The sequence below is a fragment of the Anaeropeptidivorans aminofermentans genome, assembly GCF_940670685.1.
Classification (GTDB): domain Bacteria; phylum Bacillota; class Clostridia; order Lachnospirales; family UBA5962; genus Anaeropeptidivorans; species Anaeropeptidivorans aminofermentans.
Genome location: NZ_OW711693.1, coordinates 991220 through 1014499, shown reverse-complemented (window position 1 = coordinate 1014499; position 23280 = coordinate 991220). Strand labels below are relative to the sequence as shown.

Below are 23280 nucleotides of genomic sequence, written 5' to 3'. Positions count from 1 at the left end.
AAGTGTTATATTATAATATTAGTTTTTAATTATATTATTTTTACCCGGAGGTTTATATGGCTCAATCCGAATACGAAAAAAATACATCCTATACGATGCAGGAGGCAATTAATGAAGCCAAGCGCTGCTTAAGATGCAAGGTTCCGGCATGTCAAAAGGGCTGCCCTATCAATAATGACATACCTGACTTTATATATCAATTATCAAAAGGCAATTTAGGCGAAGCAAGAGAAATCCTTGCAAAGAAAACTAATCTCCCTGCTGTTTGCGGAAGGGTATGCCCTCACGAAAAGCAATGCGTAGGCCATTGCGTCCTAAATGCCAAAGGTAATCCCATACAGGTAGGAGGCCTTGAACAGTTCATAGCGGACTTTGATGCCGAAATGGGGCTTATAAAAGAAAACATAGCCCAAAAAACAAGGGGAAAGGTCGCAGTAATAGGCTCTGGCCCTGCCGGCCTTACGGTTGCAGGAGACCTTGCAAGAGAAGGCTTTAACGTAATCATATATGAAAACGAAAGCGAGCCGGGGGGCGTATTGCTTTATGGTATTCCGGAATTTCGTCTTCCTAAAGCTGTTGTCCGCAGAGAAATAAAAAAAATAGAAGCTTTAGGCGTCACATTTCTTACCAATGTAACCGTAGGCAAAGACCTTACAATAGACGATATGTTTTCTCAAAACTTTGACGCAATATTTATCGGAACAGGCACTGCCCTCGCCCGTGACCTTGAAATAGAAGGCAGAGAAAAAAGCGGCGTAATCCAATCTACATATTTTCTTCGCATGATTGCATTATATAATGCCGGAAGCGTAGACGAAGATGAAGTTCCCGTATCCAAAGAAGACAAGGTGGTAATTGTAGGGGCCGGAAACGTAGCAATGGATGCCGCAAGGACCGCTTTAAGATACGGTGCTTCTTCCGTAACCATTGTCTATAGAAAGGGCCTTGAAGATATGCCGGCTCTAAAGACTGAATATAAAAGCGCTCTTGATGAAGGGGTCGAATTTATATGGTATGCCGACCCTGTAGAATTTACAGGAGACCATACTGTTAAAGGTCTTAAATTTAAAAAAGACGGCGAAATCAAGGAAATCGAAGCCGATGTTATTATGCTTGCCGTAGGCTCAAGGCCTGCAAGCCGCATCGTATCCACAACAACAGGCATCGGCGTAAATGACTCAGGATATGTCATCACCAAAGATAAGCCTTACGGCATGACCACAAGAAAAGGGGTTTTTGCCGGAGGTGACGTGGTTCATAAGCCTGCGACCGTAGTGCTTGCCATGAAGGAAGCTAAAAAAGTGGCAGAAGGCATCGCTTCTTACGTTGATGCAATAAAGCTTCTTGAATTGTAATAGTTATAGTAAAACAATTAGATTACAGTGACAAAAGCCGTATATTTTGAGTGGCTTAATAGAAGGGGTTCTACTCTATTAAGCTGTTTATGAAAAATAGGCTTTTGTTCCTACTTTAAAGTTGTTTTACTATAAAAGCAGAGAAACTATTATAAAGCCTTTTATTTCAAAACCTCCTTAAAGCTATGCTTTAAGGAGGTTTTTGTAAGATTAATTATATCTTCCGAAAACACCGATATAGGCTGTATATTCTTCTTTGCCGCAAAGGCCCAGAACACTGTCAACTTCTTCCTGATTGTAGGCTCCTATGGCACAGCAGCCAAGCCCAAGGGCTTCCGCCGCAAGATAGGCATTCTGGCATATATGACCTGCATCATATGCCGACACCCTATAGGAATCATTGGTATATCTCCATTCACACCGATAAGGCACATAGGCCCATAAAAGAGAAAAGCCGCAGTTAAAAAGCTGGCCCCTTAAGGCCTTTAAAAGCCGCTCTTTCAGATTTTCATCTTCGCCCGTATTTACTTCCATAAGAGCGTTCTCGCTTGCGATATAGCAGTAAATACCCTTTTTAAGGCCTTCCACCTTATCTGCATATACATATGTATTAAAAGGATGCCTTGACCCTGCCGAAGGAACATTTTTAAACATCTTGCCTGAAATAACCTCTCTGATTCCCTGAGTCGCCCAAAGTACGAAGGAAAGCTCCGAAAGAGATACATTGCCTTCTCCAAGCTTTCTGCGGCTTTTTCTATCGGTTATAATTTCAACAATATCTCTTTTTTTAAGTTCTGTCTTTAAAGGATCCGGCAAAGATATAAGCCCATCTTTATTAAAAGACTTCTCATAACTAGGCATGGGAATTTCCTTGGCCTGATCTGTTCCTTTCATAGAATCATTATTCCATTGGGATTTCAAAAAATACCTGTTTTCATTGTTTTCCATCGTATGCCCCCTTATTATAATATAGTAAATTTTATACTCGTTTAAATATAAAATAGCCGTATTGTCTATTTGTTTTTCTTTGATTTTATCCTTCTCTTGAAACCACCTGCTTCCTGCGGAATAAAAACAAATAGACTTGCTGTAACATTAGTATACCATATATTGTAGTAAATAAAGATAGAAAAGAGTATCTTTATTTACTATAGATTTAGGAAAACTTATTAAATTTAAAAATCAAAGATAATTTTTAAGTTCAATAAGCATGCCTGTCCGGTCATAAACTTCTGAATGGAATATAAGTTTTTTACTATAGGCCATATGCTCTTTAAAGGCTTAAAAATGCATCTTACAGAAATCTTATTGAAGGTATACGAAATGTATGTTAGTTTACTTAAAAGGGGGCAGGAGATGAAAATAATAATAGAAACAGATGGTTCTGCAAAGGAAACCGAAATCATTATAAAATGCCAAAAGATTGATGCTCAAATTGAAAATCTTATAAAGAGACTTAAGGCGCTCGATATTTCCATTAAAGGGAAAAAAGGCGGCAATATCTATAATATTGCTCCTGAGGATATTTACTATATTGAATCTGTAGACAATAAAACTTATATCTATACGGAAAAAGAAGTTTATGAATCCGATCTTAAGCTATACGAGGCCGAAGAAATGCTTTCCACTGAAGAATTTATCCGTTCGGGAAAAAGCTGTATCTTTAATTTCAATAAACTTAGAAGCGTTAAGGCTCTTTTCAACGGAAAATATGAAGCCTATCTTACCAATGGGGAAATTATTATAGTAAACAGGCATTATGTCCCTATTTTAAAGGAAAAATTTGATATTTAGGAGGAAACAATGTATAAATTCATGATTATATTTAAGCAGGCAATGCTTAACACATCTTTTATAGCATTATTTATTTCTATATTAAGCTTTATTTTCCCCAGTTATATTAGTTTATCAAATATAGGCTATTTATTTATAATCTCAATATCTTTAATTTCCACATATTTTATTGAAAATAATGACAATTATAGTAAAAATCCTTTAATCTACCATTTAAAAAATATAGGGGCAATATTTATCGCGCTATTTTTTGCTAATATTATATTTAAAGTTATGGATATAAATTTAGTTTCTATCACTATTAACATTATATTTGTGTTTATCACTTATTCTCTTATCACTGCCTTCTACATCTATTACAACCGAAAAAGCGCTGCGGAAATAAATAAAAAGCTTGCGGAAGGGAGAAAAGCAAGAAATGGAGAAAATAATTGAAATTAACAATCTAAGTAAATCCTACGGCAAAATAAATGCTGTAAATAACCTTAATTTGTCTATAGAAAAGGGAAGCTTCTTCTCTTTATTGGGTGAAAACGGCGCAGGCAAATCCACAACGGTAAATATTCTTTCTACCCTTATTTCTAAGGATACAGGAGAAATAAAAATAGCAGGATTTGTCCTTGGAAAAGATGACAGAAAAATTAAAGAAAAAATAGGTGTGGTTTTTCAGAAAAGCATGATGGATGGACTTCTCACGGTTAAGGAAAATCTTCTCCTAAGGGGAAGCCTCTATGGAAAATATTCTAAAAAAGAAATTCTTATGGAAATAAATAAAAGCTTAAGCTTAGAGGATATCCTGAACCGCCCTTACAACACTCTTTCCGGCGGGCAGAAAAGAAAAGTAGATATTGCAAGAGCCCTCATGGGAAGGCCTGAAATATTATTTTTAGATGAGCCTACAACAGGCCTTGACCCCAGTATAAGAAAAGACGTGTGGGAAATCATCGACAATTTAAGAAAAATAACAGGCCTTACAATATTTCTTACTACCCATTACATGGAAGAAGCCGCAAAGTCTGACCACATTGCGATTATAGGAAATGGCAATCTTCTTGCAGAAGGAACTCCCCAATATCTTAAAAAGACCTATAGCAAAGAAAGAGTCTGTATTAAAACTCATGATTTTAACAAAGCAGAAGATTTTTTTAAAGAGCATAATATAAATTTTAAAAGAAATCACGATAACTTTGAACTATACCCCCATACTCCTGAAGAAATCCTTGATACCCTCTACCCCATTAAAGAATGTATCAGCGAAATCTCTATAATAGACTCCTCTTTAGACGATGTGTTTTTAAATATAGTGAAAGGAAATCAGCCCAATGAAATCCATATTCCTGCGTAATAATTTAATTTATATCAGAAATAAGTCCATGGTATTTTACTCTTTATTTTCCGTATTTATAAGCCTCATAATATATTCATTATTTATCGGCAGAAACATAGAATCTAATTTTTCAGAAAATCCCTACGGAAACATTATAGCTCAACAATGGCTTTTGGGAGGCATCTTATCCATAACTCCCATAACCGTATCTTTAAGCTGTTTTTCAATTATGGTACGGGATAAGTATTACGGTGCATTAGACGATTTTTTTATAGCACCGGTGAAAAAATATGAAATTTCAGGAGGATTTATCCTAAGCTCTGTTGTTATATCCCTATTGATGTGTATCATTCAGATTTTGCTTTTTATCATAATCATAGCGGAAAATCCGCTGGATTTTTTTGAAAGTACTCAGTTCTTTAAGCTCCTAACAGCTTTATTTATAAGCACTTTATTCGGAAGCTCCATGTCCTATTTTTTAAGTATATTCTTTAAAAATCCAAGCACCTACGGAAGCGCAAATTCTCTTATATCAACCATAATAGGCTTTACTAACGGCGTTTTTCTGGATTTAGGAAGCTTCCCCGATTCTATGCTCCCCATTATAAAGCTTCTTCCAACATCGCATATTTCGGTGATTTTTAGAAATATCCTTTTAAAGCCCAGGATTTCAACTGTATTTGACAACACAGACAGTCTTTTATTAAGAAGCTTCTCGGAAAACATGGGCATTTCCTTTTATATAGGCAACAGGGAAATAAGCCTTATGGAAAGCCTTATTTATGTATTTATCTGGAGCTCTGTATTTTTTATGCTTTCTGTCATAAAAGGCAATAAAAATGATAAATAAAGAGTCTTTGTCTTATTATAGTAAACTTAATCTCTATCAAAAATACAATTAAGGGCGTAATCGCAAAATTCTTTCGATAGCTCTATATCAAAATATCCATCTTCATCCGACTCATAAGAATATAGGGCCCGCCAAATGATAGGCCAAAACCTTTGATCCATATTTTTCACAGCCCATAGGCCCCCCTGCTTCTTTGATAAAATAAGTTCTTCCCTTTTATACGCAAGCACCCGGCATAAATTAAGGGTAATATAAACTGGATTATCAATAATATCTTTTTTGGCATTCTGAACATCACAAAGAATGCTATCCATATAATTTTCCTTCGGGATATGACCAAATACTTCCTGTATGGGCTTACCGTAAAGGGTATGGCCCACATGCTTTGTAACGGTAAAATGAGCCGCCAAATCTTTGTCGAACCCATTCATTGATTTGCAGTAATTTTCAATATCAGATTTACATTCCTCTAAATGAGAAGTAGAGTAGTGAAGCTCAAAAGGTGTGGGATATAAGAAATTTTTGCATACATCATATTTTACCACACTCATTTCAAAGCCCTTTTTAGGCCCATCAGAGAACAGGGAAAGAAGCGTCTTTATAAGCTCTTCTTTTTCTTTAACAGAGGGGCTTTCTTTTACCACAACTAAAAAATCAATATCGCTTTTGTCTGGATTAAAGCACTCAAATGCAATAGAACCATGAACATAAATGCCAATTAAATTATTTCCTAATATATGTTGGTATTTTTCAGAAATAGTCTCAAGAATTATTTTATATTTCATATGAATTCCTATCCCGTTCTAAAATATTTTTGGGTAAATAAAATTTGCTTGTACCCCTAATGCAAACCGTTACTTACTAAATCTACAGGGCATCTTCAGACCGCATTTACCTCTATTCCCCAAATCCATATCCTTTTATAAATAACAAAAAAGCCAATTTATATAAATTGGCTTTTTGCTTTTATGAGTCACCCGGGGTTCGAACCCGGGACGCCTGGATTAAAAGTCCAGTGCTCTACCAACTGAGCTAGTGACCCGCGTTGGGGTGGATAATGGGACTCGAACCCACGGCCTCCAGAGCCACAATCTGGCGCTCTAACCAGCTGAGCTATACCCACCATTTTAAAAAACGTATCTGAAGGGATTCGAACCCCTGACCCACGGCTTAGAAGGCCGTTGCTCTATCCGGCTGAGCTACAGATACATAATTTTTCATTATTGAAGAAGCTAATCGGGGTGACAGGATTTGAACCTGCGACCTCCTGATCCCAAATCAGGCGCGCTAGCCAAGCTACGCTACACCCCGTTATTAAGGTATCCAATACCCTAAAAACTAAATAGAGAAAGAAGGATCTGAAACGATGTGACGCTTTAACTATAGCGTAAGCTATCTTTCGATAAGCTGTTTTCTTTAGCCTTGCATCTTTGATATATTTTCATATACCCTTTTTATTGGACAAGCCCTCGGCCTATTAGTATGAGTCCGCTCAATACGTTACCGCACTTACACTTCTCACCTATCTACCTTGTACTCTTCAAGGGGCCTTACTGCCTTTCGGCATGGGATATCTTATCTTGAGGGCGGCTTCACGCTTAGATGCCTTCAGCGTTTATCCGTTCCGAACTTGGCTACTCTGCCATGGATTTGGTATCCAACAGATACACCAGCGGTTCGTCCATCCCGGTCCTCTCGTACTAAGGACAGCTCCTCTTCAAATATCCTGCGCCTGCGACGGATAGGGACCGAACTGTCTCACGACGTTCTGAACCCAGCTCGCGTACCGCTTTAATGGGCGAACAGCCCAACCCTTGGGACCTTCTTCAGCCCCAGGATGCGATGAGCCGACATCGAGGTGCCAAACCTCCCCGTCGATGTGAACTCTTGGGGGAGATAAGCCTGTTATCCCCAGGGTAGCTTTTATCCGTTAAGCGATGGCACTCCCACTTGTTACCACCGGATCACTAAGTCCTACTTTCGTATCTGCTCGTGATGTCTCACTCGCAGTTAAGCAACCTTCTGCCTTTACACTCTTTGAATGGTTTCCAATCATTCTGAGGTTACCTTTGAGCGCCTCCGTTACTCTTTCGGAGGCGACCGCCCCAGTCAAACTGCCCGCCTAACAATGTCCCCTATCCGGTTAACGGCTTAGGGTTAGAAACCAAGTTACACAAGAGAGGTATCCCACCGGCGGCTCCACCTAGACTAGCGTCCAGGCTTCTTTGCCTCCCTCCTATCCTGTACATGTGTAACCTAATCCCAATATTAAGCTGCAGTAAAGCTCCATGGGGTCTTTCCGTCCTGTCGCAGGTTGCCAGTATCTTCACTGGCTGTTCAATTTCACCGGGTGTGTTGTCGAGACAGCGCCCAAATCGTTACGCCTTTCGTGCGGGTCAGAACTTACCTGACAAGGAATTTCGCTACCTTAGGACCGTTATAGTTACGGCCGCCGTTTACTGGGGCTTGAGTTCAAAGCTTCGGATTGCTCCTAACCTCTCCCTTTGACCTTCCAGCACCGGGCAGGCGTCAGCTCCTATACTTCACCTTGCGGTTTTGCAGAAACCTGTGTTTTTGATAAACAGTCGCTTGGGCCTCTTCTCTGTGTCCAGCTTGCGCTGGAACCCCTTCTCCCTAAGTTACGGGGTCATTTTGCCGAGTTCCTTAACAACACTTCTCCCGTCGGCCTGTGGATTTTCTCCTCGTCTACCTGTGTCGGTTTACGGTACGGGTACGTATATCGCAATAGCAGCTTTTCTCGGCAGTGTGGATTCAGAAACTTCGCTACTTTTCTTCACTCCGCTTCACACTTCAGAAACGATTAAGGGGTTTTCCTCCTAATCTATCCTTTGTGCTTGCCCGGGTATTTCCTTTCCCCGGTTTTCCTATCCTCCTGCTTCCCTGCAGTTCTGAATATACGCAGTACAGGAATCTCTACCTGTTGTCCATCGACTACGACTCTCGTCCTCGCCTTAGGTCCCGACTTACCCTGAGAAGATTAGCTTTACTCAGGAATCCTTAGACATTCGGCCTAAATGTTTCTCACATTTATCTCGCTACTCATTCCGGCATTCTCTCTTCTACTTCGTCCACGGTCCCTTTCAGTTCCGCTTCTTCCTACTGTACAATGCTCCTCTACCCCTCTACTATTTACTTGTAAATAGTAAAAGCCATAGCTTCGGCGCCGTGTTTTAGCCCCGGACATTTTCGGCGCAGGTTCTCTCGACTAGTGAGCTGTTACGCACTCTTTGAATGTATGGCTGCTTCTAAGCCAACATCCTAGTTGTCTTTGAAATCCCACATCCTTTTCCACTTAACACGGACTTGGGGGCCTTAGCTGTTGGTCTGGGCTCTTTCCCTTTTGACTATGAAACTTATCTCACATAGTCTGACTCCTATACATCATCTTTATGGCATTCTTAGTTTGATTTGGGTTGGTAACCTTTTAGGGCCCCGCGCCAGTTCAGTGCTTTACCTCCACAAGACTTGTATAAGGCTAGCCCTAAAGCTATTTCGAGGAGAACCAGCTATCTCCGGGTTCGTTTGGAATTTCTCCGCTATCCACAGTTCATCGCCACCTTTTTCAACAGATGTGCGTTCGGTCCTCCATTACCTTTTACGGTAACTTCAACCTGACCATGGATAGGTCACCCGGTTTCGGGTCTACTTCATAAAACTAGACGCCCTATTCAGACTTGGTTTCCCTTCGGCTTCGTACCTTCTTAGTACTTAACCTCGCTTTATGAATGTAACTCGCCGGACCGTTCTACAAAAAGTACACGGTCGTTCTCACTTCCGTTGTTTGTAAACAAAGGGTTTCAGGTTCTCTTTCACTCCCCTCCCGGGGTTCTTTTCACCTTTCCTTCACAGTACTATACTCTATCGGTCACCAGTTAGTATTTAGGCTTGGGGGGTGGTCCCCCCGGCTTCAAACAGGGTTTCTCGTGTCCCGTTCTACTCTGGATTCTGCTGTCTTTGCTTAAGTTTCGCTTACGGGGCTTTCACCCTCTTCGGCCGGCTTTCCCAAAACCGTTCAACTACCCTCGCAAAATAACGTCTGCAGTCCGCAACCCCGAGCATGCAAGCATGCTTGGTTTGGCCTCTTGCGATTTCGCTCGCCACTACTTTCGCAATCACTTTTGTTTTCTTTTCCTGTCGCTACTTAGATGTTTCAGTTCACGACGTTTCCCTCCCGCACACTATGAATTCATGTACGGGTGACAGAGCTTTTCTCTGCCGGGTTTCCCCATTCGGACATCTGCGGGTCGCAGGCTGTGTGCGCCTCACCGCAGCTTTTCGCAGCTTGCCACGTCCTTCATCGGCTTCTGGTGCCAAGGCATTCTCCCTTTGCTCTTTTTAGCTTGACCTTTGTGTCGTGTAAATCTTCGATTTACACGAATTTACTGAAGGTTTTAAAACTCTTCATTTATTCTCTTCAGTAAACCATTTATTTTTCTCGATAAATAATAATTTACTTATCAAGAGACCATTTCAGACCTAACATTTTCTTTTTTCGTCATGCTTTAATCTTCATTTGAATGAAAGCTTCTTGCAAAGCCTCCATCCTCCTGCTTCTCTTAAGCACTCCGATGAAATTGTTTTTCTTCTTCTCTCTATTCAGTTTTCAAGGTACTGTAACCATATTTACTATTTTTTAACAAAAATAGTTGTATGAAATCATACATGCTTCTCGTATGATTTCATTGAATATTCATTTACATGAACACTCAAAACTAAATAATAAGTACTCAAACCCTTCAGACAGTTTTGTTTCACAAACTATCTCCTCAGCATTTTGCTTCACAAAATCATTAAACTTCGTTTAATGACCCAAATTCTTTTGGGTGCTGCCCTACTTTTCCTTAGAAAGGAGGTGATCCAGCCGCACCTTCCGATACGGCTACCTTGTTACGACTTCACCCCAGTCACTGGTCTCGCCTTAGGCTGCTCCTTCCTTTCGGTTAGGTCACAGACGTTGGGCGCTACCAACTCCCATGGTGTGACGGGCGGTGTGTACAAGGCCCGGGAACGTATTCACCGCAACATGCTGATTTGCGATTACTAGCGATTCCAGCTTCATGTAGTCGAGTTGCAGACTACAATCCGAACTGTGGCAGCTTTTTTGAGCTTTGCTCCAGGTCACCCCTTCGCTTCTCTCTGTACCTGCCATTGTAGCACGTGTGTAGCCCAAGACATAAGGGGCATGATGATTTGACGTCATCCCCACCTTCCTCCGTGTTATCCACGGCAGTCTTTCTAGTGTGCCCGGCATTACCCGCTGGCTACTAAAAATAAGGGTTGCGCTCGTTGCGGGACTTAACCCAACATCTCACGACACGAGCTGACGACAACCATGCACCACCTGTATCCATTGTCCGTAGAACGGTGCATCTCTGCACCCATCAATGGTATGTCAAGCCTTGGTAAGGTTCTTCGCGTTGCTTCGAATTAAACCACATGCTCCACCGCTTGTGCGGGCCCCCGTCAATTCCTTTGAGTTTCAACCTTGCGGCCGTACTCCCCAGGTGGAGTGCTTATTGCGTTTGCTGCGGCACCGAGGATCTCTCCCCCACACCTAGCACTCATCGTTTACAGCGTGGACTACCAGGGTATCTAATCCTGTTCGCTACCCACGCTTTCGTGCCTCAGCGTCAGTTTCAGTCCAGTAAGTCGCCTTCGCCACTGGTGTTCCTCCTAATATCTACGCATTTCACCGCTACACTAGGAATTCCACTTACCTCTCCTGTACTCTAGATTAACAGTTCCTTATGCAATCTCAAAGTTAAGCCCTGAGTTTTCACATATGGCTTACTAATCCGCCTACTCACCCTTTACACCCAGTAATTCCGGATAACGCTTGCCCCCTACGTATTACCGCGGCTGCTGGCACGTAGTTAGCCGGGGCTTCTTACTTGGGTACCGTCATTTTTTTCTTCCCCATCGATAGAAGTTTACGATCCGAAAACCTTCTTCCTTCACGCGGCGTTGCTGCATCAGGGTTTCCCCCATTGTGCAATATTCCCCACTGCTGCCTCCCGTAGGAGTTTGGGCCGTGTCTCAGTCCCAATGTGGCCGGTCACCCTCTCAGGCCGGCTACTGATCATTGCCTTGGTAGGCTCTTACCCCACCAACTAGCTAATCAGACGCGGGCTCCTCCTGTACCGATAAATCTTTCCCCATTCGGCCATGCGGCCATACGGTATTATGCGGTATTAGCCATGATTTCTCACAGTTATTCCCCTGTACAGGGCAGATTACCCACGCGTTACTCACCCGTCCGCCACTCCAAGTAGATAGTGCAAGCACTATTTACTCAGCGTTCGACTTGCATGTGTTAGGCACGCCGCCAGCGTTCATCCTGAGCCAGGATCAAACTCTCTATTTAATCCTTGTCCACTCTTGTCTAAAAGCAAGCTTTTAGACTGTCAAACGGATATTTCATATCCCTTTTGACTATCTGGCATTTTTTATCTCGTATTACTTTTCTTCGTTAGCCTTAAAGCTCTCAAAGTTTATTTCTTTTCGGGTTGGTTCTTTCCTTATTATTCAGTTTTCAATGTTCTGGTTTTTCCTTCTCGTGCTTGTTTTTCCTTTGCTGTCCTCTCTCGGACGCAAAATCTAGTTTACCACAGCATCCCCTTTATGTCAACATCTTTTTTACAAATTATTCGTTTTTATTTTCCATTGTTTCTTTTACGGCTAAAAACCCTTATATTCTCACATATTTGGGTGAAGCCTTGTTATTTCTCTTTTCAGTTTTTCCTTCATTACGTTCAATTCTTTTTCTTTCGGCCGGAATCTTTCATCCATTAGTTCTTCCTTTGGAAGCCACCACACAGGCCCTTTTATAGGCATATCCCCTTTGTTTCTGGGAAAAAGGTGCCAATGGAGATGGGCGTCTCCGTTACCCAAAAGCTCGTAATTCATTTTTCCGCGCCAAAAGCAATTTGCACGGCTTCTGCCGTTAAAAATATTTCATCTTATAGGGCTTATCTAAATGGCGAAGCTCTGTTACATGTTCTTTACATAAGAACAACGTGTATCCGTTAAATCTCTGATGGTCTCCTAAAACTACATATCCTGTTTCAAGTTCACACACAAAATAAGGGTTTCTGTTTTCTTGAATCATTTTTATTCTTTCGCAGATCAGGCACAAAAGAAGCCCTCCTTTTTATATGTAGATAGCAAATAAAATTTTATAAGCTATCTGATTCAGCATCTGTACTGCTTAAAACATTTGCAAGCAGATTTGACGAAAAAAAAAAGCCGATTATATAATCGGCTTCTTTTTTTAAAGCGCGAAACGGGATTCGAACCCGCGGCCCTCGCCTTGGCAAGGCGATGCTCTACCACTGAGCCATTCGCGCATAAAAGCGGGTGATGGGAATCGAACCCACGTGTTCAGCTTGGAAGGCTGACGTTCTACCATTGAACTACACCCGCAAAGTGTTTCAAGATGCCCAGAGACGGAATCGAACCGCCGACACGAGGATTTTCAGTCCTCTGCTCTACCGACTGAGCTATCTGGGCCTATGTTTATTGTTCAGCAACAAAAAGTATTATAATACGAATAAGAGATATTGTCAATATGATTTTTGATTTTTTATTTTATTACTCTAGACGTATGAATTCCTTGGAATTTAAAAGGTTTTTCAGAAATTCTTTCTATAAAAATTCGACTTGGCCATAAAAATGTTTCTCTTTTGCGTCTAATCTTCTGATGATTCTGTAAATTTATGCTTATTCTTATTTCTTAATTGTTCTTTACTATATTAACACATATTTTGTCAAAGGCATATGATGCAAAAAAGGAGGAATTAATATGGATCAAGTTAAAAGGTATCAGCTTACTCCGGCTATTTTATTGAGATTAATGAATAGCGAGCAAAATTCTGCCGCCAATTATAACTTGCTTATGAAAATGGCCCCCGACAAAAGCGCTTATGAAATTATCGAAGCTATTTATGAGGAAGAGCTTCTGCACCTTGAAAAATTAAATCATCTTTACAAGCAGACAGCTTGGTCACAACCCAAATTAAAAACCCCTGAAAAACCATCCTTCAGCAAATATATAGATGGCTTAAAGCAATCCATATTGGAAGAACTTGATACTTATAATGAATACTGCAACATCTATACCGACAATTCAAACGCTGATTTAAGAAATACCTTTTTCTCTTTATTAAGCGATGAAAACAGGCATGCGGCTAAATTGAACTATTTATACACTAATTTTATAGAAAAGCTTCTCCTGTAGGAACCATAGGGAACAAAGCTTTAATGCAGGCAGACAGTTTAAGCTGTCCGCCTTTTTGTATTTCTCCTTATTTATAAATCCTATTGATACAGTGTTCATCAATGCGTCTTGCAAGGCCGCATGTATATACTGAAAAATATTTAGTCCAAAAATTATGCGCCGAAGGGTTTATGCTTTCAAAATCAACGCTTAAATATTTATTTCCTTCTTTTTTCAGTATTTGAATGGTGTAATTCAAAAGATGGCTGTAAATTCCTTTCCCTCTGTGCTCAGGAAGACAAAAAGCCCCGTCTATATGTATAATATCATCATTATAAGTGATAAATGTCTCCCCGCCATAAGTAGTCTTCAAAAAAGCTGCCATCTCATTTCCTGTCATTGCCGCGAAAAATCTGCTGGCAGGTTTATTTGCGGATATCATAAACGTTTCAAAGCTAAAGGGCCTTTTGATAAAGCAGGGGCTTTCAGCCATATGGTTTTCAAGCATTTTATATAAGGGATACACTTTTTCATAATCTTCCTTTTTTAATTCAACCAAAGTATAATTACTTTCCCCTATTCCTTCTATTTCTCCCATTGGCCTTATGGCATCAATGCATCTTGAACCGAATCCGTAATTAAAAAGCTGCTCTTTAGAAGTTTTGTCATGGGCATACACACATATTGCGTGGCTTGCCGCTCCTGAAGCTGCCCATTTTTCAGCCGCTTTTTGATACATCCTTCCGTATACTGCGCCTCTTTTTTCTATAACAGCACCGTTTCCATGAAGAGGAGAGAATACCCCTACCGCATCGGTGGAACCAAAAGCATTCTTAAAAGGATTGCCTGCACATAAGAACCCCAGCATCGTATCCTCTTCAAAAGCTGCAACACCTAATCCATTTTCTGCATATTTTTTTAAATCAGGCCAATTTTTAACAGGAGGCAGCACCCCGACGATTTCTTTTTCTTCATTATAATTTTTTAAAGCAAGCTTTGCCGCCATAGGAATGTGGCTTTCGTTAAAATCTACAATCTGCATCTTTTTCTCCTAATTTTTTTATTTTCCTCTTTGTACTTAATTAAATATGAAACAGTATCATTGCCAATTTGCTTTTTTCTTATTTTAAGCTGTCTTAATCCAAACATTCACTTCGGAATAAAAGCAAATTGACTATATATCTGAATAAAGCATCCTTATTCTTTTCATCGCGGCCACGGCCTTTCATCAATATTGAAATTATATCATTTCTTTAAAATCAATTCCAGCTTGAAAGCATTTTGTTGTAAATACAACAGAAAAGAAACGTATCTTACACTATAATCAAATAGAAAAATAAAAATTAAACAAGGGGGAGCATATGAATGGATAATTTAATGTTTTGCTACCAATGTCAGGAAACAGCCGGATGCAGCGGTTGTACAAAAATAGGCGTATGCGGCAAAAAGCCAGAAGTTGCAAACATGCAGGATATGCTTATTTATGCGACAAAAGGCTTATCAGATATTGCGTCAAGACTTAGAGAAAGCGGAAAAACAATTTCCAAAGAAATAAATCATTTTATAACTCAGAATCTTTTCACAACAATTACCAATGCAAACTTTGATGAAGATTCCATAATGGAAAGAATATTTACTACTCTTTCTCTTAAAAGCGAACTTTTAAACGAATTAGATAATAAAGAAGGTCTTACAGAAGCTGCGTTATGGGAAGGAAAAACAAAAGAAGACCTTTATGAAAAAGCACCTTCCATCGGTGTTTTAGCAACTGAAAACGAAGACATTAGAAGCCTTAGAGAGCTTATTATATACGGTCTTAAAGGAATGGCGGCCTATACAAAGCATGCAAACGTTCTTTCTTATGACAATGAAGATATCGATATCTTCCTTCAAAATGCACTTGCAAAGACTTTAGATAACAGCTTAACAGCAGACGAACTTGTCGCTTTAACTATGGAAACAGGAAAGTTCGGCGTAGAAGCCATGGCTCTTTTAGATAAAGCCAATACCTCTACCTACGGTGCACCTGAAATCAGCAGCGTTAAAATAGGCGCCGGCAAAAACCCCGGTATCTTAGTATCCGGTCATGATTTAAAGGATTTAGAAATGCTTCTGGAGCAAACGAAGGGAATGGATATTGATATTTATACCCACTCTGAAATGCTTCCTGCAAACTACTATCCTTTCTTCAAGAAGTATACGAATTTCCACGGTAACTACGGAAACGCATGGTGGAAGCAAAAAGAAGAATTTGAAAGCTTTAACGGCCCTATTCTTATGACTACAAACTGTATCGTTCCTCCGAAAGACAGCTATAAAGACAGATTATACACAACAGGAAACACAGGTTTCCCCGGCTGTAAGCATATCGAAGGAAATATAGGAGACCATAAGGACTTTTCCGAAATTATAGCCCATGCTAAAAAATGCCCTCCTCCTACAGAAATAGAAACAGGAGAAATCATTGGCGGTTTTGCTCACAATCAGGTAATGGCTCTTGCAGACAAAGTAGTAGACGCGGTTAAATCCGGCGCTATTAAGAAATTTGTTGTAATGGCCGGCTGTGACGGAAGAATGAAATCCAGAAATTATTACACAGATTTTGCCAAGGCGCTTCCTGAAGATGCTGTGATTCTTACGGCAGGCTGCGCTAAATACAGATATAACAAGCTTAACCTTGGAGACATAGGGGGTATCCCCAGAGTTCTTGACGCAGGTCAGTGTAACGATTCTTATTCTCTTGCAGTTATTGCCCTTAAGCTTAAGGAAGTTTTCGGATTAGAAGATATTAACGAGCTTCCTATTATATATAATATCGCATGGTATGAGCAGAAGGCTGTTATCGTACTCCTTGCATTATTATATCTTGGCGTTAAAAATATCCATTTAGGACCTACACTTCCTGCTTTCCTTTCTCCAAACGTAGCAAATGTACTTGTTGAAACCTTTGGAATCGCAGGCATCGGAAGCGTTGAAGATGATATAGAGCTTTTCTTCGGTAACTAATATTTGCATATTAATATATTTAAGGCGAATAACTAAAGTTATTCGCCTTTTTATGTTTGAATTCCTCTATGTAAAGCTAATTAAAAGTAAAGCAGCCGCAAAAACCTGTTTCCCATAGTCCAAAAACAGAGATTTCCCCGGAAACCGTACATTTTTGAGCTATTTGGAATATCAGTCTTTTGTGACATCTATACTGATTATGCTTGATAGCAGCCTTTTGTTTTTATATTTAATTAGTTTTCAAGTTTATTTACTGTATTTACTTGCTTTGCTGTGAACATTTTAAAGACAAAAAAGTAATTTTATTTAAAACAGCCACATATAGTAATATCTGCGTAAAAGAATAATTGCTAGACTCTAAGGAGTTTAAAAAATCAGTTGTCGGCAATTGATATACATATTACTGAATTTAAGAATTCATTTCTATTTTTACTTTGTTTATGATACACTATCTACTATAAGTAAAATAAATCAAAGGGAAGGTACTATATTAAAATAAAGAAAAGGATCTCTTTTTCCTTATTTTTAGCAACTTCTTATTGCTTCCTCGGGTTTATTTGCTATACAATAATTCTACTAAAAATATGGGGGGATTATATGCTGTATTTATTAATATTTGTAGCAAAACTCATCGAGGTTACGATGGCAACAATCAGAAACGTGCTCATAAACCGCGGTGAAAAGCTCAAAGGCTCTTTTATAGCCTTTTTTGAAATTCTGATATGGATTTATGTTGTAGGGGCCGTCCTTGAAAACGTTACGGAAGACCCTCTTAAGGTCGTTGTTTACGCTCTTGCCTTTACTTTGGGCAATTACCTTGGGGCAACCATTGAGAACAAGCTTGCCATAGGAACAGCATGTATTCAAGTAGTTATTAAAAGCGATATTAAGGGCATTCTTTCCGATGCATTGAGGGAAAAAGGCTTCGGCGTAACAATCATGCAGGGCCAGGGAAAAGCCGGTGAAGTGGACCTGATGATGATTTACTTAAAGAGGAAGCGTCTTGACGAGGCCACCGCAATTGTAAATGAATATTCTCCCGATGCCATGATCGTTATAAACGATGTAAGAAATCTAAAAAATGGATTTATTAAAAAATAAAATATATACGAAAAATGCCGCAAAATATTTTGCGGCATTTTTTAAAGCATACATTATCTTTCCATTATTTCGCTGTAAAGTTTTTTATTTATATAGCATTCTATTGCAAGCTTCCTGCATTCAATAATATCATCTGGTAACGCCTCTATACTGAACCAGCTTAACTCTGAACACTTATCCGGCTCCATAATAGAAGGGTCACCGTTATATCCTTTAATAAGAAAATAAATATCGTAATAAGTTCTGTCTGGAGAAAAATGATGGCTCAGATGTGCAAACTCAATATCCGCCATTTTAACATCAATGCCCAGCTCTTCTTTGCATTCCCGTATAACGGCCATTTGTGCCGTTTCACCTTTATCCACATGTCCGCTGGCAGCTATATCCCATTTGCCGTCCTGATAGCCAGTATTTTTTCTGCGGTGCAGTAAAATCTTGGTCTCATCGCGGCCTGCTTTAAATATCATAGGAAATACAGCAGAAAACGCTCTAAAATGTTCTTTCATAAGAGACCCCTTTCTTTTTATAATATATAGAAAACGGCCGCCAACTGCAAACGCCGGCGGCCTTAAAATTATAGTCAAATACGTTTTACATATATTTTTCTCTTGCTTTATAAGCAGTATGAAGAATATGGTGGGCTTTTTCGCTTCCTGGCTTTCCAAGGTATTCATCGTAGAGCTTATTCACAGCCGCATTTTCATGAGACTTTCTCTTTTTAAAGCCCTTGTCCTGATTGTAAAGCACTTTTGCCCTTAAAGCCCTGAGATCATGGAAATTTCGTACAACGGCATGCTGTACAGGCTGGCCGCCGCCGTTTACACAGCCTCCGGGGCAGCCCATAACTTCTATAAAATCGTAATGGGCTTCTCCTGCTTTCACTCTTTTAAGGAGCTCATCGGCATATCCTGTTCCGCTTACTACGGCAACCCGAAGCTCTTTACCGCCCAAGGTATAGGTCGCTTCTTTAATATTTGCGATTCCTCTTACTTCATGGAAATCAAGGCTTTCAAGAGGCTTGCCTTCTATCCATTCAGCGGCTGTACGAAGGGCTGCTTCCATAACGCCGCCCGTTGCGCCGAAGATGGTGCCGGCTCCTGTGGATTCTCCCAATGTAGGGTCAAATTCCTCATCGGGAAGGTCTTTAAAGTTAATATGAGCCCTCTTTATCATTCTGCCAAGCTCTCTTGTGGTAAGAGATACATCAACATCGGGAATATCTTTCAAGGCATAATGGCCTTTCAGGTTTTCCGCCTTTTTAGCCGTACAGGGCATGATACCTACAACGACAATATTCTTAGGGTCTATACCTTCTTTTTCTGCATACCATGTTTTTGTCACGGCGCCCAGCATCTGCTGGGGAGATTTACAGCTTGAAAGATTCGGAATAAACTCAGGATAGTAAGTTTCACAGAAGGTTACCCAGCCGGGAGAACAGGAGGTAATCATAGGAAGGGCTCCTCCGTTTTGAATTCTGTCCAAAAGCTCTGTAGCTTCTTCCATAATCGTAAGGTCCGCTCCAAAATCTGTATCAAATACCCTGTCAAAACCTAAACGCCTTAAAGCAGATACCATTTTGCCTTTTACGTCTGTTCCTATTTCCATATCGAAGCATTCCCCGAGGATTGCCCTTATGGAAGGCGCAGTATTCACAACGACAAATTTTTCAGGGTCGTCCAAAGCGGCCCATACTTTGTCGGTTTCATCTTTTTCACTAAGGGCACCTGTAGGGCAGTTCACGATACACTGACCGCAGGATATGCAGGGAACCTGTCCTAAATCCTTTTCCATGGCACAGCTTACATGAGTATCAAATCCTCTGCCGTTTGTTCCGATAACCCCGATGTGCTGGGCATTGCATACGGCGATACATCTTCTGCAAAGAATGCATTTGTTGTTATCTCTTATCATATGTACAGCGGAATCATCATTTTCGTATTGAATCATTTCGCCTTTATATCTTTCCGTATCAGCAATGCCAAAGTCATGGCAAAGCTCCTGAAGCTCGCAGTTGCCGCTTCTTACACAGCTTAAGCAGTCTTTATCATGAGTGGAAAGAATCATTTCAAGGGTAAGCCTTCTTGCTTCCTGAACCCTTAAGCTGTTTGTATAGATATCCATGCCTTCGGAAACCGGCTGCACACAGGCGGCGGCAAGCTTTCCGCCCTTTCCTACTTCAACTACGCATATACGGCAGGCACCGATTTCATTTATTTCTTTTAAATAGCAAAGAGTCGGAATTTCCACATTTACTTTTCTGGCTGCTTCTAATATCGTAGTGCCTTCGGGAACGGAAACCTCCATGCCATTAATTTTTAAGTTTAATATCTTTTCCTTGTTATCCATAGTTTCTCCCCCTATCTGCACTTTACTGCATCGAATTTGCAGGTTGTAAAGCATACGCCGCATTTAACGCATTTATCCTGATCAATGGAGAAGCTTTCCTTAATTTTTCCATGGATAGCTTCAACCGGGCATTTTTTAGCGCAAGCGGAACAGCCGATGCATTTTTCCTTGTCTATGGAATAATGTATCATGGCCTTGCATGTTCCTGTTCTGCAAACCTTGTCAAAGACATGCTCCTCATATTCCTTCCTGAAATGCTTTAAAGTTGAAAGCACAGGATTAGGGGCAGACTGGCCAAGGCCGCAAAGAGAATTTTCTTTTATGTAATTGCAAAGCTCTTCTATCCTGTCAATATCATCTGGGCGGCCCTTGCCTTCCGTGATTCTTTCAAGGATTTCAAGAAGTCTTTTGGTTCCCACACGGCAGGGCGTGCATTTTCCGCAGGATTCGTCTACGGTGAAATCAAGGTAGAACTTTGCGATATCCACCATGCAGGTGTCCTCGTCCATTACGATAAGGCCACCGGAACCCATCATGGAACCTATTTTTGTAAGGCTGTCGAAATCTACGGGAACGTCCATATTTTCCACAGGGATACAGCCGCCGGAAGGGCCTCCTGTTTGGGCAGCTTTTATTTTCTTGCCGCCGGGGATTCCTCCGCCTATTTCTTCAATAATTGTTCTTAAAGTCGTTCCCATGGGGACTTCTACAAGACCTGTATTTACAATGTCTCCCCCAAGGGCAAACACCTTTGTTCCCGGGGAAGCCTCTGTTCCTATGCTTCTGAACCAATCTGGGCCCTTTAATATAATAGGTACCATATTAGCGAAGGTTTCTACATTTGAAAGGAAGGTAGGCCTATTGAAAATACCCTTTTCCGCAAGGCGGGGCGGCCTTTTTCTGGGCTCTCCCCTTTTTCCTTCTATAGAGTTTGAAAGAGCGGTTCCTTCTCCGCATACGAATGCACCTGAGCCTAAACGCACCTCTATGTCGAAGGAAAAATCTGTTCCCATAATGCTTTCTCCCAAAAGCCCAAGCTCGTGAGACTGCTTTATGGCTTTTCTAAGCCTTTCTACTGCTACGGGATATTCCGCCCTTACATAAATAAAGCCTTTTTCTGCTCCGATAGCATATCCGCTTATGGTAACGGCTTCAAGAACGCTGTGAGGGTCCCCTTCAAGAATGGAACGGTCCATAAATGCGCCCGGGTCGCCTTCATCGGCGTTTACACATACATATTTTATAGGGTCCGCTTCCACGGCTGTAGCTTTCATTTTTCTTCCTGCCGGGAAACCGCCGCCTCCTCTTCCCCTTAAATTCGCCTTATCGATAATAGCCATAACTTCTTCCGGCGTATTTTTAGTAAGGCATCTTTGAAGGGCTAAATATCCTTCGTTGGCAATATAATCTTCAATTTTTTCAGGATTAATGATTCCGCAGTTTCTTAAGGCGATACGCTCCTGCTTTTTGTAAAAGTCCGTATCTTTAAAGGGTATTACTTTTCCATCTTTTACAGTTTTATTATAGAGATATTTTTCTACAACGCAGCCTTTTAAAAGATGCTCTCTTACGATTTCTTCTATATTCTCCTTTTGAAGCCTGCTATAGAAGCTTCCGTCGGGATAAACAATCATAATAGGCCCTTCGACGCATAAGCCGAAACAGCCTGTTTTAACTACATTTATTTCATTTTCCAAACCATAGTTTTTTATCTGCTTTTCAAGCTCTTCTGCAATAGACGGACCGCCTGACGAATAACAGCCTGCCACATTGCACACCATAACACTAGAACGTATCATTCAATTTCCCCCTATATAGTAATGCTGTTTAAAAACAGGCGAAACAAGGCTCAATTTCCTTATGGAAATATTGAGACAAATTTCAACGATTTAAAACCTTATGCCTTCCCCTTAATATATAGCCCCCTAAGCATTATAAACAGGGTCCAAAATATCCTCTATATGATCCGGTTCAACATTTGAAAATATGCTTAAAGGCTTTCCTGTTCTTTCTATCCATACTACAGGCGCCCAATTATTCTGATCGTTAAAGTTATTTAAAATAACAACGGCATCATCTATGGCATTATCGTCTATGTATTTCAGTATGCTTTTTAAAACCGCTCTTGCGCCGGCGTTGATTCCGCTTTCGCCCATACCTACGATTATCCTTGTTTTATCTACATCAAGCCTTCTCATGGTCATATCCCGATGCATTTCTTTACGTATTTCCGAAAGCCTTTCTATCGTATCCATAAAGCTCCCCCTAACAAATTAATTCGCCTTACTGAAAAATTCATCATCGTATTTTTCCAGTATTCCTTTTACATCCTTAACCTCAAGCCTTCCGTAAACTTCTCCGTTTACTGTCATAACAGGCGCAAGGCCGCAGCAGCCGATGCATCTGCAGCTGGAGATGGAAAACTTTCCGTCGGCAGTACATTCATCTGTACCGATGCCAAGGAGTTTAGATATTTCATTCAAAATGTCCCCTGAGCCTTTTACATAGCAGGCCGTGCCGAGGCAAACAGAAATGTCGTATTGGCCTTTAGGCGTAAGAGAAAACTGAGAATAAAAAGTAGCGATTCCGTATATTTCCTCCATTTTAACATCCATGTCTTCAGATATTTTCTTTTGAACCTCATAAGGTAAATACCCATATATCCTTTGCGTCTCCTGAAGGACAGGCATGATTCCCCCAGGAACGTCCTTATAACGAGCTAGTATTTCATCAAGCTCCTTTGCCTGCTCCTCCGTATCCTTAAAAGGAAGCGTTGTGATGCTTTTCTTCATGTACTTTCCCCCTTAAATTTAAAGCAAATATGCTCTATAGCCAATTTATTTTTATTCCGGTATACCCATAAGGCATTAAACGGCTTAAAACCAAGCAGAATTAAAGCTGGCTGCTGCTTTTAAAATCTTTCATAATTTTACATTTAATTTTAGCAATAAAAATTCGATAAATCTACATTTAACTTCAATTTTCTTCAAAAACAACAATAATGCTCAAACAAATCAACTGAATACAAATTTATCATTTAAGTCTATAAAAATCAAATATTTTTTATAATTTCATATAAGATTATACTATGGATTTCTATATTCCCATAATACTCTCCCAATATTATTTTAATTGTTGACAAATTTTTGTCAATATATTTTTTTATCCAGATACTTCCAATTGCCTAAAATTAGTTTATTCTAACTGCCTTAAAATGTATTATTAATCTTAAAATATGAATAAATATACCGTTCCTTATACAATT

General features: G+C 40.2%; 18 protein-coding genes, 7 tRNA genes and 2 rRNA genes. 8 read left to right on the top strand and 19 right to left on the bottom strand.

Going from position 1 to position 23280, the window contains the following annotated elements; all coding sequences use genetic code 11:
* Positions 1-56 precede the first annotated feature (56 nt).
* Positions 57-1355: an NAD(P)-dependent oxidoreductase gene (locus NBX03_RS04180; RefSeq protein ID WP_250229502.1), complete on the top strand. Its 1299-nt coding sequence runs from the start codon at positions 57-59 to the stop codon at positions 1353-1355.
* A gap of 210 nt (positions 1356-1565) precedes the next feature.
* Here the strand turns inward: NBX03_RS04180 and NBX03_RS04175 are convergent, their stop codons facing one another.
* Complete coding sequence (locus tag NBX03_RS04175) at positions 1566-2303, bottom strand: SagB/ThcOx family dehydrogenase (protein ID WP_250229501.1); 738 nt, start codon at positions 2301-2303, stop codon at positions 1566-1568.
* Positions 2304-2711: 408 nt separating this feature from the next.
* Here NBX03_RS04175 and NBX03_RS04170 point away from each other — a divergent pair, with 408 nt between their 5' ends.
* Genes NBX03_RS04170 through NBX03_RS04155 form a run of 4 tightly spaced genes read left to right on the top strand, consistent with a single transcriptional unit; the run spans position 2712 to position 5326 of the window.
* On the top strand, positions 2712-3149 hold the full coding sequence (locus NBX03_RS04170) for a LytTR family DNA-binding domain-containing protein (protein WP_250229500.1): 438 nt from the start codon (positions 2712-2714) through the stop codon (positions 3147-3149).
* Between the two features lie 9 nt (positions 3150-3158).
* Positions 3159-3584 (top strand): hypothetical protein, encoded by a 426-nt coding sequence (locus tag NBX03_RS04165; RefSeq protein WP_250229499.1) that lies wholly within the window; start codon positions 3159-3161, stop codon positions 3582-3584.
* The gene (locus NBX03_RS04160; protein ID WP_250229498.1) at positions 3568-4494 is read left to right on the top strand and encodes an ABC transporter ATP-binding protein; all 927 of its coding nucleotides are present in this window, start codon (positions 3568-3570) and stop codon (positions 4492-4494) included. The genes NBX03_RS04165 and NBX03_RS04160 overlap by 17 nt, the downstream gene beginning before the upstream one ends.
* The gene (locus tag NBX03_RS04155) at positions 4472-5326 is read left to right on the top strand and encodes an ABC transporter permease (protein WP_250229497.1); all 855 of its coding nucleotides are present in this window, start codon (positions 4472-4474) and stop codon (positions 5324-5326) included. The genes NBX03_RS04160 and NBX03_RS04155 overlap by 23 nt, the downstream gene beginning before the upstream one ends.
* 26 nt (positions 5327-5352) lie before the next feature.
* Here the strand turns inward: NBX03_RS04155 and NBX03_RS04150 are convergent, their stop codons facing one another.
* From NBX03_RS04150 to NBX03_RS04100, 12 genes are all read right to left on the bottom strand, one after another.
* Positions 5353-6111, bottom strand: a complete 759-nt coding sequence (locus NBX03_RS04150) for an aminoglycoside adenylyltransferase domain-containing protein (protein ID WP_250229496.1) — start codon at positions 6109-6111, stop codon at positions 5353-5355.
* A gap of 184 nt (positions 6112-6295) precedes the next feature.
* Positions 6296-6368: transfer RNA gene (locus tag NBX03_RS04145), tRNA-Lys, on the bottom strand.
* A 4-nt stretch (positions 6369-6372) separates the two neighbouring features.
* Positions 6373-6449: transfer RNA gene (locus NBX03_RS04140), tRNA-His, on the bottom strand.
* Between the two features lie 12 nt (positions 6450-6461).
* A tRNA-Arg gene (locus NBX03_RS04135) sits at positions 6462-6535 on the bottom strand.
* 27 nt (positions 6536-6562) lie between these two features.
* A tRNA-Pro gene (locus NBX03_RS04130) sits at positions 6563-6637 on the bottom strand.
* A 146-nt stretch (positions 6638-6783) separates the two neighbouring features.
* Positions 6784-9693, bottom strand: a 23S ribosomal RNA gene (locus tag NBX03_RS04125).
* Between the two features lie 499 nt (positions 9694-10192).
* Positions 10193-11711, bottom strand: a 16S ribosomal RNA gene (locus NBX03_RS04120).
* Together the 16S and 23S rRNA genes with 4 tRNA genes alongside form the textbook arrangement of a ribosomal RNA operon.
* 332 nt (positions 11712-12043) lie before the next feature.
* Positions 12044-12253 (bottom strand): hypothetical protein, encoded by a 210-nt coding sequence (locus NBX03_RS15925; RefSeq protein WP_323373257.1) that lies wholly within the window; start codon positions 12251-12253, stop codon positions 12044-12046.
* 37 nt (positions 12254-12290) lie between these two features.
* A complete protein-coding gene (locus NBX03_RS15920; protein ID WP_323373256.1) occupies positions 12291-12482 on the bottom strand; it encodes a hypothetical protein in 192 nt (63 codons plus the stop codon).
* 139 nt (positions 12483-12621) lie between these two features.
* Positions 12622-12693, bottom strand: a tRNA-Gly gene (locus tag NBX03_RS04110).
* Positions 12694-12698: 5 nt separating this feature from the next.
* Positions 12699-12769, bottom strand: a tRNA-Gly gene (locus NBX03_RS04105).
* A gap of 14 nt (positions 12770-12783) precedes the next feature.
* Positions 12784-12856 (bottom strand) — tRNA-Phe (locus NBX03_RS04100).
* 292 nt (positions 12857-13148) lie between these two features.
* On the opposite strand from NBX03_RS04100, the gene NBX03_RS04095 reads away from it, so the two are divergent.
* The gene (locus tag NBX03_RS04095; protein WP_250229495.1) at positions 13149-13583 is read left to right on the top strand and encodes a ferritin family protein; all 435 of its coding nucleotides are present in this window, start codon (positions 13149-13151) and stop codon (positions 13581-13583) included.
* Positions 13584-13650: 67 nt separating this feature from the next.
* On the opposite strand, the gene NBX03_RS04090 is transcribed toward NBX03_RS04095, so the two are convergent.
* The gene (locus NBX03_RS04090) at positions 13651-14604 is read right to left on the bottom strand and encodes a GNAT family N-acetyltransferase (protein WP_250229494.1); all 954 of its coding nucleotides are present in this window, start codon (positions 14602-14604) and stop codon (positions 13651-13653) included.
* A gap of 323 nt (positions 14605-14927) precedes the next feature.
* On the opposite strand from NBX03_RS04090, the gene hcp reads away from it, so the two are divergent.
* The gene (gene hcp, locus NBX03_RS04085) at positions 14928-16568 is read left to right on the top strand and encodes a hydroxylamine reductase (RefSeq protein ID WP_250229493.1); all 1641 of its coding nucleotides are present in this window, start codon (positions 14928-14930) and stop codon (positions 16566-16568) included.
* Between the two features lie 597 nt (positions 16569-17165).
* Complete coding sequence (locus NBX03_RS04080; protein ID WP_250229492.1) at positions 17166-17669, top strand: DUF2179 domain-containing protein; 504 nt, start codon at positions 17166-17168, stop codon at positions 17667-17669.
* A gap of 53 nt (positions 17670-17722) precedes the next feature.
* Here NBX03_RS04080 and NBX03_RS04075 read toward each other — a convergent pair whose 3' ends face one another.
* The 5 genes from NBX03_RS04075 to NBX03_RS04055 all read right to left on the bottom strand — a co-directional run bounded on the left by NBX03_RS04075 (position 17723) and on the right by NBX03_RS04055 (position 22807).
* A complete protein-coding gene (locus NBX03_RS04075) occupies positions 17723-18175 on the bottom strand; it encodes an NUDIX hydrolase (protein ID WP_250229491.1) in 453 nt (150 codons plus the stop codon).
* A gap of 85 nt (positions 18176-18260) precedes the next feature.
* Complete coding sequence (locus tag NBX03_RS04070; protein ID WP_250229490.1) at positions 18261-20015, bottom strand: NADH-dependent [FeFe] hydrogenase, group A6; 1755 nt, start codon at positions 20013-20015, stop codon at positions 18261-18263.
* An 11-nt stretch (positions 20016-20026) separates the two neighbouring features.
* The gene (locus tag NBX03_RS04065) at positions 20027-21814 is read right to left on the bottom strand and encodes an NADH-ubiquinone oxidoreductase-F iron-sulfur binding region domain-containing protein (RefSeq protein WP_250229489.1); all 1788 of its coding nucleotides are present in this window, start codon (positions 21812-21814) and stop codon (positions 20027-20029) included.
* Positions 21815-21940: 126 nt separating this feature from the next.
* Positions 21941-22270, bottom strand: coding sequence for a hypothetical protein (locus NBX03_RS04060; protein ID WP_250229488.1), 330 nt, complete (start codon positions 22268-22270; stop codon positions 21941-21943).
* 18 nt (positions 22271-22288) lie between these two features.
* Positions 22289-22807 carry an NADH-quinone oxidoreductase subunit NuoE family protein gene (locus tag NBX03_RS04055; RefSeq protein WP_250229487.1) on the bottom strand — a complete coding sequence of 173 codons (519 nt, stop codon included), beginning with the start codon at positions 22805-22807 and terminating at the stop codon, positions 22289-22291.
* Between the last annotated feature and the right edge of the window lie 473 nt (positions 22808-23280).